Genomic DNA, 10,723 nt, shown 5'->3' with positions numbered 1-10,723 from the left:
CGGCGAAGACGACGAGCACCCCGGCGAGCACGCCGACCCCCTCCCCGACCGCGACGCCCGAGGACTGCGGAGGTGTGGGCTGATGGCCACCGTGCTGCCCGTCTACCCGACCACGCGGCGCAACGTGGAGCTGCTGCTCGTCGTCTTCGCCGTCGTCATCGCCGGCGGGGCGTGGGCGGTCACCGGCCTCACCCTCGACGGCGCGCTGCCGCCGAACCTCTTCGCCTACGCCGGGGGGCTGGGCGGGCTCGCGATCGCGCTGCACCTGGTGCTGCGCTGGCGCGCCAAGCACGCCGACCCGCTGCTGCTGCCGGTGGCCACGCTGCTCAACGGCATCGGGCTGGTGATGATCCACCGCCTCGACGAGGCGCTGGACGGCGCCGCGGCGCCGCGGCAGTTCGTCTGGTCGGCGCTGGGCATCGTCGCGGCCGGCGCGGTGCTGGTGCTGCTGCGCGACCACCGGATCCTGCGCCGCTACACGTGGACGGCGGCCGTGGCGGGCCTGGTGCTGCTGCTGCTGCCGATGCTGCCGGGCCTGGGCCGCACGGTGAACGGCGCGCGCATCTGGATCGGCATCGGCCCGTTCTCCTTCCAGCCCGGCGAGCTGGCGAAGATCGCGCTGGCGGTCTTCTTCGCCGGCTACCTCGTCGTGCACCGCGACGCCCTGAGCCTGACCGGGCGCAAGGTCCTCCTCCTGCAGCTGCCGCGCGCCCGCGACCTCGGCCCGATCCTGCTGGCGTGGGTGGCCAGCGTCGGCGTGCTCGTGCTGCAGCGCGACCTGGGCACCTCGCTGCTCTTCTTCGGCCTGTTCGTCGCCGTGCTCTACGTGTCCACCGAGCGGGTCAGCTGGATCGTGCTGGGCCTGCTGATGTTCGCCGCGGGCGCCGTCTTCGCCTGGTCGACGATGGGGCACGTGCAGCAGCGCGTGGACATCTGGCTGCACCCCTTCACCCCGGAGAACCGCAGCGGCAGCAGCTACCAGCTCGTCCAGGGCCTGTACGGGATGGCCAACGGCGGCCTGCTGGGCACCGGCCTGGGCGAAGGCCGCCCGCAGACCGTGCCCTACGCCAACTCCGACTTCATCTACTCCTCCCTCGGCGAGGAGCTGGGCCTCGTTGGGCTGTTCGCGGTCCTCGTCCTGTACGCGGTGCTCGTCGAGCGCGGCCTGCGCACGGCGATCGGCGTGCGCGACGGCTTCGGCAAGCTGCTGGCGGCGGGGCTGGCGTTCTCGGTGACGCTGCAGGTCTTCGTCGTCGTCGGCGGCGTCACCCGGGTGATCCCGCTGACGGGGCTGACGACGCCGTTCCTGGCGGCGGGCGGCTCCTCGCTGGTGTCCAACTGGATCGTCGTCGCGCTGCTGCTGCGCATCTCCGACCTGGCCCGCCGCCCGGCCGCGGAGGTCCGCAACGGCCCCGGCGACGACACGGGCGTCACGCAGGTGGTGAGGACCGGGTGAACCGCCCCCTGCGCCGGCTGTCCCTGGTGATGGCCTTCCTCTTCTTCGCGCTGTTCGCCTCGACGACGTGGATCCAGTTCCTGCGCGCCGACCGGCTGAACGCGATGCCCGGCAACAGCCGGCAGCTGTACGCGGAGTTCGGCCGCGAGCGCGGCGCGATCCTCGTCGCCGGCGGGGCCTCCATCGCCTCCAGCGCCGAGGTCGACGACCCCTACCGCTACCAGCGCCAGTACGCCGCGGGGCCGCTGTACGCCCCCGTCACCGGGTACTACTCGCTGCGCTACGGCACGAACGGCATCGAGCGCTCCGAGAACGACGTGCTCTCCGGCACGGCCGACGAGCTGTTCTACCGGCAGCTGTCGGACCTGCTCACCGGCGAGCAGCCGCGCGGGGCCTCGGTGGAGCTGACGATCCAGCCGAAGGTGCAGCAGGCGGCGTGGGACGCGCTGGCCGGGCGCAAGGGCGCCGTCGTCGCCCTCGACCCCGCCACGGGGGACGTGCTGGCGATGGTCTCCAGCCCCAGCTACGACCCCAACGCGCTCGCCAGCCACGACGGCGACGCGCAGCAGCAGGCGTGGACGGCGCTCAACGGCGACGAGGACGACCCGCTCGTCAACCGCGCGACCCAGTCGCTGTACCCGCCGGGCTCCACGTTCAAGCTCATCACCTCCGCGGCGGCGCTGGAGAGCGGCGACTACACCGCCGACACCCTCGTGCCCGGCCCGCAGGAGCTGGACCTGCCGCAGACGCAGAACACCCTGAAGAACGACGAGGGCACCGCCTGCGGCCCGAACGACCAGGTGTCGCTGGCGGACGCGCTGCGCATCTCCTGCAACACCTCGTTCGGCTCGCTGGGGCTGACCCTGGGCGCGGACGCGCTGGCCGAGCAGGCCGAGAAGTTCGGGTTCGGGCAGTCGCTGTCGATCCCGACGCCGGTGGCCACGAGCGACTACCCGCTCGGCGACGCCGTGGCGGGTCCGCTGCTGGCCTACTCGGCGATCGGGCAGGGCAGCGACGTCGCCACCCCGCTGCAGGTCGCGATGGTCTCCGCGGCCATCGCCAACGACGGGGTGCTCATGCGGCCCAACCTCGTCGCGCGGGTGCGCGACGCCGCCTCGCTCGACGTCGTCGAGGAGCCGTCGCCGCAGGAGCTGGGCCGGGCCGTCAGCTCGGGCACCGCCTCGACGCTGCAGGACATGATGCGCCTGGTCGTGGAGTCCGGGACGGGCACGCGGGCGAGGATCGACGGGGTCGACGTGGGCGGCAAGACCGGGACCGCGCAGCACGGCGCCGGGTTGCCGCCGTACGCGTGGTTCACCTCGTGGGCCGACGACGGGGACCGCCGGGTCGCCGTCGCCGTGGTGATCGAGGACGGCGGCTCGACCGAGAGCGCGTACGGCGGGCGGCTGTCGGCACCGGTGGCCAAGACGGTGATGGAGGCGGCGCTCGATGGCTGAGCAGGGACGGGGAGAGCAGTGACGGACGCATCGACCGGCACCGGGCAGGCGGCACCACGCCTGCTCGGCGGGCGCTACGAGGTCGGCGGCCTGCTGGGGCGCGGCGGGATGGCCGAGGTCCACGTCGCCCGCGACACCCGCCTCGGGCGCACCGTGGCGGTCAAGCTGCTGCGCTCCGACCTCGCGCGCGACCCCTCCTTCCAGGCGCGCTTCCGCCGCGAGGCGCAGGCCGCCGCGGGGCTGAACCACCCCTCGATCGTCGCGGTCTACGACACCGGCGCCGAGCAGACCACCGAGACCGGCGGCGGGCGCGTGGAGCTGCCGTGGATCGTCATGGAGTACGTCGAGGGCCGCACGCTGCGCGACATGCTGCGCACCGACCACCCGCTGGCGCTCGACGAGGCGCTGTCGATCACCGAGGGCGTGCTCGGGGCGCTGGAGTACTCGCACCGGATGGGCATCGTCCACCGCGACATCAAGCCCGCCAACGTCATGATCACGCCGGCGGGCGAGGTGAAGGTCATGGACTTCGGCATCGCCCGCGCGGTCAGCGACTCCTCGGCCACCCTCACCCAGACCTCCGCGGTCATGGGCACCGCGCAGTACCTCTCCCCCGAGCAGGCGCGGGGGGAGCAGGTGGACTCCCGCAGCGACCTGTACTCCACCGGCTGCCTGCTCTACGAGATCCTCACCGGCCGCCCGCCGTTCACCGGCGACGCCCCGGTGGCCGTCGCCTACCAGCACGTCTCCGAGCAGCCGCGGCCGCCGTCGGCGCTGGCCGCGAACATCCCGCCGGCCGTCGACCACGTCGTGCTCATGGCGCTGAGCAAGGACCGCGAGCACCGCTACCAGAGCGCCGCCGACTTCGCCGACGACCTGCGCCGCGCGGTCGAGGGCCGTCCGCTGCGCGGGGCCAGCTTCGCCCCGGCCGCCGGCGCGACGACGGCCTTCGCCCCGGCCCCGCCGACCGCGGCGACGACCGTGACCCCGCCGGTGAGCACCCCGCCGCCCGCGCCGCTGACGGGCGCGCTGCCGCGGGTGGACGACGACGTCGTGCCCGCGGAGCCGCCGGCGCGCCGGCGCTGGCCGTGGGTGCTGCTCATCCTCGCGCTGGTGCTGGGCGTCGCCGGCGCCGGCTACGCCTTGACGCGCGGCGACGGCGACCCGGGCACGAGCGCGACGGCCTCGCCGACGGCCGTGGACGTGCCCGACGTCGTCGGGCGCACCCAGGACGAGGCGAACGCCGAGCTGACGGCCGTGCAGCTGGTGCCGGCGTTCGTGCCGGCCGCGGACGACACCGTGCCCGCCGGGCAGGTCGTGGGCACCGACCCGCAGGCCGGCGCCGCGGCCGCCCCGGGCAGCACCGTGACCGTCACCGTCTCCAGCGGACCGGCGGCCGTGCAGGTGCCCGACGTCGGCGGGCAGACCCAGCAGCAGGCGCGCCAGGCCCTGCAGGACGCCGGCTTCAGCGTCGGCGACGTCGTGGAGACCGACGCCGACCCGAGCGCCGACGCCGGCACCGTCGTGTCCACCGACCCGGGTGCGGGCACGTCCGCGCAGCGGGGCACGGCGATCACGCTCAACGTGGCCAGCGGGCAGGTGCAGGTCCCCGACGTCACCGGGACGAGCCTCGCGGAGGCGCAGCAGGCGCTCAACGGCCTGCGGCTGACGACGAACACCTCCACCGGGGCCCCCGGTTCCGGCGAGCCCGGCACGGTCGTCAGCCAGAGCATCACCGCGGGCACGTCCGTGGACGTCGGCACCTCCGTCGACCTCGTCGTGGCGCCCGAGCAGACGGCCGAGCCGACGCCGACGTCCTCGCCGACGGACTCCCCGACGGACTCCCCGACGTCCTCGCCGAGCGCCTCGGGCACCGGGGAGCCCTCGGGGCAGGGGACGGCCGGTTCCTCGGGCGCGCCCGCGCCCCGCGGCGAGGCCAGGGGCGCCGGGAACGGCGAGGGCGGCGGGAACGGCAAGAGCGGGAAGGACGAGGAGGAGGAGGACCGGTGACGCGCATCCTGCAGCTGTCCGACACCCACCTGATGGCCGACGGCGGCCTGCACTCGGGCCTGGTGGACACCACGGCCCTGCTGCGGCAGGTGCTCGCCGGGCTGGAGGGCGTCGGCGCGCTGGACGCCGTCGTGGTCTCCGGCGACGTCTCCGACGACGGCACCCCCGCCTCCTACGAGAGCGCGCGCGACCTCGTCGGCGCCTTCGCCGCCGCCCGGGGCGCGGGGACGGTGGTGTGGGCGATGGGCAACCACGACGTGCGCGAGGGGTTCACGCGGGTGCTCGGCCCGACCCGCTCGGTGCACGACCTGGACGGCCTGCGGGTGCTCGTCCTGGACTCCTCGGTGCCGGGCAAGGGCTACGGGCACGTGGGCGCCGAGCAGCTGGGCTGGCTGCGCGCGCAGCTGTCGGCGCCCGCCCCGCGCGGTTCCCTCGTCGTCGTCCACCACTCCCCGCTGCCCGCGCCGACCGTCCTGCACGAGGGGGTCGCGCTGAGCGACCCGGCGGACCTGCTGGCCGCGCTGGAGGGCACCGACGTGCGCGCCGTGCTCAGCGGCCACTACCACCACGGGTACGCGGCCACGCTGCCCTCGGGCACCGCGGCCTTCGTCGCCCCGGGCGTCGCCAACCGCAACGACGTGCTCGTGGCGCGCGGGCGCGAGCGCGTCGTGCGCGGCAGCGGCGCCCTGCTGCTGGACGTCGACGACGCGGGGGTGCGCGGGACGTTCCTCACCGTCGCCACGCCCGGCGACGGCGAGGAGCTGTTCGTGCTCGACGAGCGGACCGTGGACAGGATCGTCGCGGAGGTCGGCCTGCCGCGCTGAGCCCCGCGCGGCCGCCGCCGCCCCGCTCCACGACCCCGGTCCACGACCCCGGTCCGGAACGCCCCTCGCGGGCTCCCGGGCCGGGGTCGCTCGCGTCCGGGTCACAACACGGTCACGACGGCTGCGCCGAGCGGGGGCCGGGTATATGTTTCCGGCCACAACTTACTTCCGGCGCGCGGGAGCGCCGGGAGTCGATGCGAAGGGGCATCCATGCGCGTTCGACCCTCTGTCCTGCTCGCGACCGGTGTCGCCAGCGTGCTCCTGCTGTCCTCCTGCGGCAGCGACTCGGGAGCGTCCTCCTCGTCCTCCGAGAGCGGGGGTGGTGGCGGTTCCGCCGAGGTCGGCGTGATCCTGCCGGACACCAAGTCCTCCGCCCGCTGGGAGTCGTTCGACCGCCCGCTGCTGCAGGAGGCCTTCGACGCCGCCGGCATCGAGGCCGACATCCAGAACGCCCAGGGCGACGCCTCGAACATGCAGACGATCGCCGACCAGATGCTCACCCAGGGCGTCAAGGTCCTCGCGATCGTCAACCTCGACTCCGACTCCGGAGCCGCGATCGAGGCCAAGGCCAAGAAGCAGGGCGTGCAGACGATCGACTACGACCGCCTCACCCTCGGCGGTTCCGCCGACTACTACGTCTCGTTCGACAACACCGTGGTCGGCGAGCAGCAGGGCCAGGGCCTGGCGCAGTGCCTCGGGCCCGGCGACAAGAACATCGTCTACCTCAACGGCTCCCCCACCGACAACAACGCCGGCATGTTCTCCGCCGGCGCGCACAGCGTGCTCGACCCGATGGCGAACTACAAGGTCGTCGCCGAGCAGTCCGTCCCCGAGTGGGACAACCAGCAGGCCGCCACGATCTTCGAGCAGATGCTCACCCAGCAGGGCGGTCGCATCGACGGCGTCCTGGCCGCCAACGACGGTCTCGGCAACGCCGCGATCTCCATCCTCGCCAAGAACGGCCTGGCCGGGAAGGTCCCGGTCACCGGCCAGGACGCGACCACCCAGGGCCTGCAGAACATCCTCGCCGGCACCCAGTGCATGACGGTCTACAAGCCCGTGGACCAGGAGGCGAAGGCGCTGGCGGACATCGCCATCGCGCTCATCAACGGCGAGGAGCCGAAGACCACCGGCACGGTCGAGGACAGCACCGGCGGCCGCCAGGTGAACTCCGTCCTGCTCGAGCCGCAGCTCATCACCCGCGACGAGGTCAAGACCGTCGTGGACGCCGGTTTCGTGGAGGCCTCGGAACTGTGCACCGGCGAGTTCGCCGCCGCCTGCACCGAGCTCGGCATCTCCTGACCGCACACCCCCACCGACCCGCCGGGACCCCGCCCACCGCGGGGTCCCGGCGGGCCGTCCCCGCGCTCCCCAGGAGAGGTCCATGAGTTCCCCCACCACCGACACCCCGCCCCTGCTGTCGCTGCGGGGCATCGACAAGAGCTTCGGCGCGGTCCAGGTCCTGCACGGCGTCGACCTCGACGTCCGCGCCGGCGAGGTGACCGCGCTGGTCGGCGACAACGGCGCCGGCAAGTCCACGCTCGTGAAGTGCATCGCGGGCATCTACACCATCGACGCCGGCGACTACCTGTTCGAGGGCAGGTCCGTCTCCATCGGCGGGCCGCGCGACACCGCGGACCTCGGGATCGAGGTCGTCTACCAGGACCTCGCGCTGTGCGACAACCTCGACATCGTCCAGAACATGTTCCTGGGCCGGGAGAAGCGCCGCGGGGTCCTGCTCGACGAGCCCGCGATGGAGGAGCTGGCGCGCCAGACCCTGGCGAGCCTGTCGGTGCGCACCGTCCGCTCGGTGCGCCAGCTGGTCTCCAGCCTCTCCGGCGGGCAGCGCCAGACCGTCGCCATCGCCAAGGCCGTGCTGTGGAACTCCCGCGTCGTGCTGCTGGACGAGCCGACGGCGGCACTGGGCGTGGCGCAGACGCGCCAGGTCCTCGACCTGGTCCGCCGGCTCGCCGACAACGGCCTGGGCGTCGTGCTCATCTCCCACAACCTCAACGACGTGTTCGAGGTCGCGGACCACATCACCGCCCTGTACCTGGGCCGCGCGGCCGCCACCGTGCGGACCCGCGACGTCACCAGCAGCCAGGTCGTCGAGCTCATCACGGCGGGACGCTCCGGGGACCTCGGCCTCGCCCCCGCCACCACCTCCGCCCCGGTCTGAGGAGACCCCGCATGTCGACCACCGGACACCGTCCGCCCCAGGGCCCCGAACCGGCCGCTGCCGCACCGGGCGCCGGGCCCGCCACCGGGGCCGCCACCGAGGCCGAGCGCATCGCCGAGCTGACCCGGGCCACCGCCTCCGGCGGCAGCGCGCTGGCGCGGCCCGCTCCCGAGCCCACGTTCCGCGAGGGCGTGCAGGCCTACGTCACGCGGCTGCGCGGCGGTGACATCGGCTCCCTGCCCGCGATCGCGGGCCTCGTCGTGCTGTTCGTGCTGTTCTCCGCGCTGCGCCCGGACACCTTCCCCACCCCGGGCAACATCGCGAACCTGCTGGTGCAGGCCTCCTCGATCATCGTGCTCGCGATGGGCCTGACGTTCGTGCTGCTGCTGGGCGACATCGACCTGTCCGCGGGCGTCGCGGGCGGCGCGTCGGCCGCCGTCATGGCGCTGGTGCTGCGCGAGAGCGGGGTCGGCTGGTTCCTCGGGCTGCTCGCGGCGCTGGGCACCGGCCTGCTGCTGGGCACCTGCATCGGCCTGCTCGTCTCCCGGGTCGGCATCCCCTCCTTCGTCGTCACGCTGGCGTTCTTCCTCGGCGTGCAGGGCATCACGCTGCGCCTCATCGGCGAGGGCGGCACGATCGCCGTCCGCGACGACGTCATCGTCGCGATCGCCAACTCCAACGTGCCGGTGTGGCTGGGCTGGGTCCTCACGGCCGTCGCGGCGCTCGGCTACGCGGCCGTCAGCCTGGGCCGGTGGGCCGGTCAGCGCCGCCGCGGGCTGACCCGCGACAATGTCGGCGTGGTGCTCGCGCGGCTGGTCGTGGTCGTGGCCGTGCTGGTCGCGGTCACCGCCGTGCTGAGCCAGAACCGCGCGCGGGTGGCGAGCATCCAGCTGGCCGGCATCCCCTACTCGGTGCCGCTCATCGCCGTCCTGCTCGTCCTGCTGACGCTGCTGCTGGGCCGCACCCGCTACGGCCGCCACGTCTACGCCGTCGGCGGCAACCCCGAGGCGGCGCGCCGCGCGGGCATCTCGGTGCGCGGGATCCGGGTGTCGGTGTTCATGATCGGCTCGACGCTGGCGGCGCTGGCCGGCGTCATCGACGCCTCCCGGCTGAACTCGGTGGCCCCCGGCTCCGGCGGTGCGAACACCCTGCTGCTGGGCGTGGGCGCGGCCGTCATCGGCGGCACCAGCCTCTTCGGCGGCAAGGGCCGCGTCTCCAACGCCGTCATCGGCGGCCTGGTCATCGCGGCCATCGCCAACGGCCTCGGGCTGCTGGGTCAGGCGCAGTACGTGAACTACCTCGTGACGGGTGCGGTGCTGCTGCTCGCCGCGACGGTCGACGCCATCTCGCGCCGGCGCCGCGCGTCCTCGGCCGTCTGAGCGCACGCGCACGTGGACGGGGCGGCGGCGGGACCGCGGGGGCGGGGCACGGAGGACGTCCGCCGGCACAACCTCTCCGCGCTGCTGGGCCTCGTCCACGCCCGCGGGGCGCTCACCCGCGCCGAGGTCACCCGGGAGCTGGGGCTGAACCGCTCCACGATCGGCGCGCTGGTCGGCTCCCTCGCCGACGCGGGGCTGCTCGTGGAGCGGCCCCCCGCCGACCAGGCCCCCGGCCGGGTGGGGCGTCCCTCGCTGGAGGTGCGCCCGCGCGAGGGCGGCGCCGAGGTGCTGGCCGGCTACGTCGACGTGCACGCCGTGCAGGTCGTGCGGGTCGGCCTCGGCGGCGCCGTCCGCGGCCGGCGCACCGTCGCCACCTCCGCCCCGCCCAGCCCCGAGCGGGCGGCGGCGCTGCTGGCCGACGCCGCCGCCGACCTGCTCGCGCAGTCCCCGCCCGACCTGCTCGTCGGCGTGGGCCTGGCCGTCCCCGGCCTGGTGCGCACCCGGGACGGGGCCATCGCCCACGCCCCCAACCTCGGCTGGCGCGACGCGCCGTTCGGCGCGCTCGCCGCGGCCGCGCTGCACGAGCGCACCGGCGCCCGCCGGCGCGTCGACGTCGCCAACGACGCCGACCTCGGGCTCATCGCCGAGCACCGGCGCGGGGCGGCCGCGGGCCTGAGCGACGTGGTCTACCTGTGCGGCACGTACGGCCTCGGCGGTGGCGTGCTCACCGGCGGGCACCCGCTGACGGGGCGCCGCGGGTACGCCGGGGAGGTCGGGCACATGAGCGTCGACCCCGACGGGCGGCCCTGCCGCTGCGGCAGCCGCGGCTGCTGGGAGAGCGAGACGCTCGCGGGGGCGTGGGCGGAGCCCTTCGGCCTGGACGGCGACGCCCCCGACATCGCCGACCTCGTCCTGCAGCGCCTGGCGGCCGGCGGCGTCGTCTCGCGCCGCACCCGTGACAAGCTCTCGCGCGCCTTCGCGCGCGGGCTGGCGAACATCGTGCACCTGTTCGACCCGCAGGCCGTCGTCCTCGGCGACGGGCTGTGGCACCGGCTGTGGCCGGAGCTGGCCGACGACGTGCTGCCGTGGGTGGACCGCCTCGTCATGCCCGCCATGCGCGCCGGCATCGCGGTGCGCACCTCCGCGCTCGGGGAGGGCTCCACCGTGCTCGGCGCGGCGGAGCTGGCGTTCACCCCGCTGCTGCAGGACCCGCTGGGGCTGGTGGCCGGCGGCGCCGAGCGCCACCCGGTGCTGCAGGGCTGACCCCGGGCGGGACCCCGCCGGGACCGGGCGCGGACCGGGCGTGACGGGCGGACCGGTCCTCAGCCGCGCCCGGGCGCCAGCTGCGCGAGCAGCCCGAGCAGCGCGCGGTCCGCCCCGCGCGGGGCGAGCACGCACGGCCCCACGGGCAGCTCCCC

Annotated in this window: 8 protein-coding genes; all 8 read left to right on the top strand. The window is 74.9% G+C overall.

Features of this window, described 5'->3' with window-relative positions; all coding sequences use genetic code 11:
• Nucleotides 1-82 precede the first annotated feature (82 nt).
• Nucleotides 83-1,456 carry an FtsW/RodA/SpoVE family cell cycle protein gene (locus tag GTQ99_RS13865; RefSeq protein ID WP_166616323.1) on the top strand — a complete coding sequence of 458 codons (1,374 nt, stop codon included), beginning with the start codon at nt 83-85 and terminating at the stop codon, nt 1,454-1,456.
• Nucleotides 1,453-2,913, top strand: coding sequence for a penicillin-binding transpeptidase domain-containing protein (locus GTQ99_RS13860; RefSeq protein WP_166616322.1), 1,461 nt, complete (start codon nt 1,453-1,455; stop codon nt 2,911-2,913). Before GTQ99_RS13865 ends, GTQ99_RS13860 begins: the two co-directional genes overlap by 4 nt.
• Nucleotides 2,914-2,931: 18 nt before the next feature.
• On the top strand, nt 2,932-4,923 hold the full coding sequence (gene pknB, locus GTQ99_RS13855) for a Stk1 family PASTA domain-containing Ser/Thr kinase (protein ID WP_166616321.1): 1,992 nt from the start codon (nt 2,932-2,934) through the stop codon (nt 4,921-4,923).
• On the top strand, nt 4,920-5,747 hold the full coding sequence (locus tag GTQ99_RS13850) for a metallophosphoesterase (protein WP_205707461.1): 828 nt from the start codon (nt 4,920-4,922) through the stop codon (nt 5,745-5,747). The genes pknB and GTQ99_RS13850 overlap by 4 nt, the downstream gene beginning before the upstream one ends.
• A 210-nt stretch (nt 5,748-5,957) precedes the next feature.
• The gene (locus GTQ99_RS13845) at nt 5,958-7,049 is read left to right on the top strand and encodes a sugar ABC transporter substrate-binding protein (protein WP_166616320.1); all 1,092 of its coding nucleotides are present in this window, start codon (nt 5,958-5,960) and stop codon (nt 7,047-7,049) included.
• An 82-nt stretch (nt 7,050-7,131) separates the two neighbouring features.
• On the top strand, nt 7,132-7,926 hold the full coding sequence (locus GTQ99_RS13840; RefSeq protein WP_166616319.1) for an ATP-binding cassette domain-containing protein: 795 nt from the start codon (nt 7,132-7,134) through the stop codon (nt 7,924-7,926).
• A 119-nt stretch (nt 7,927-8,045) separates the two neighbouring features.
• Entirely contained in the window at nt 8,046-9,305 is a 1,260-nt protein-coding gene (locus tag GTQ99_RS13835; protein WP_166616324.1) for a sugar ABC transporter permease, read from the top strand.
• Between the two features lie 12 nt (nt 9,306-9,317).
• On the top strand, nt 9,318-10,568 hold the full coding sequence (locus GTQ99_RS13830; RefSeq protein WP_166616318.1) for an ROK family protein: 1,251 nt from the start codon (nt 9,318-9,320) through the stop codon (nt 10,566-10,568).
• Nucleotides 10,569-10,723: the final 155 nt, after the last annotated feature.

This window comes from Kineococcus vitellinus, assembly GCF_009906315.1.
Taxonomy (GTDB): Bacteria; Actinomycetota; Actinomycetes; order Actinomycetales; family Kineococcaceae; genus Kineococcus; species Kineococcus vitellinus.
The sequence above is the reverse complement of the archived record's forward strand: the minus strand, read 5'-3'. Positions and strand labels throughout refer to the sequence as shown.

What these genes read in the sequence shown, in the direction of transcription:
- GTQ99_RS13865 (WP_166616323.1), top strand. Translation starts at nt 83, where the DNA reads ATGGCCACCGTGCTGCCCGTCTACCCGACCACGCGGCGCAACGTGGAG.
- GTQ99_RS13845 (WP_166616320.1), top strand. Translation starts at nt 5,958, where the DNA reads ATGCGCGTTCGACCCTCTGTCCTGCTCGCGACCGGTGTCGCCAGCGTG.
- GTQ99_RS13840 (WP_166616319.1), top strand. Translation starts at nt 7,132, where the DNA reads ATGAGTTCCCCCACCACCGACACCCCGCCCCTGCTGTCGCTGCGGGGC.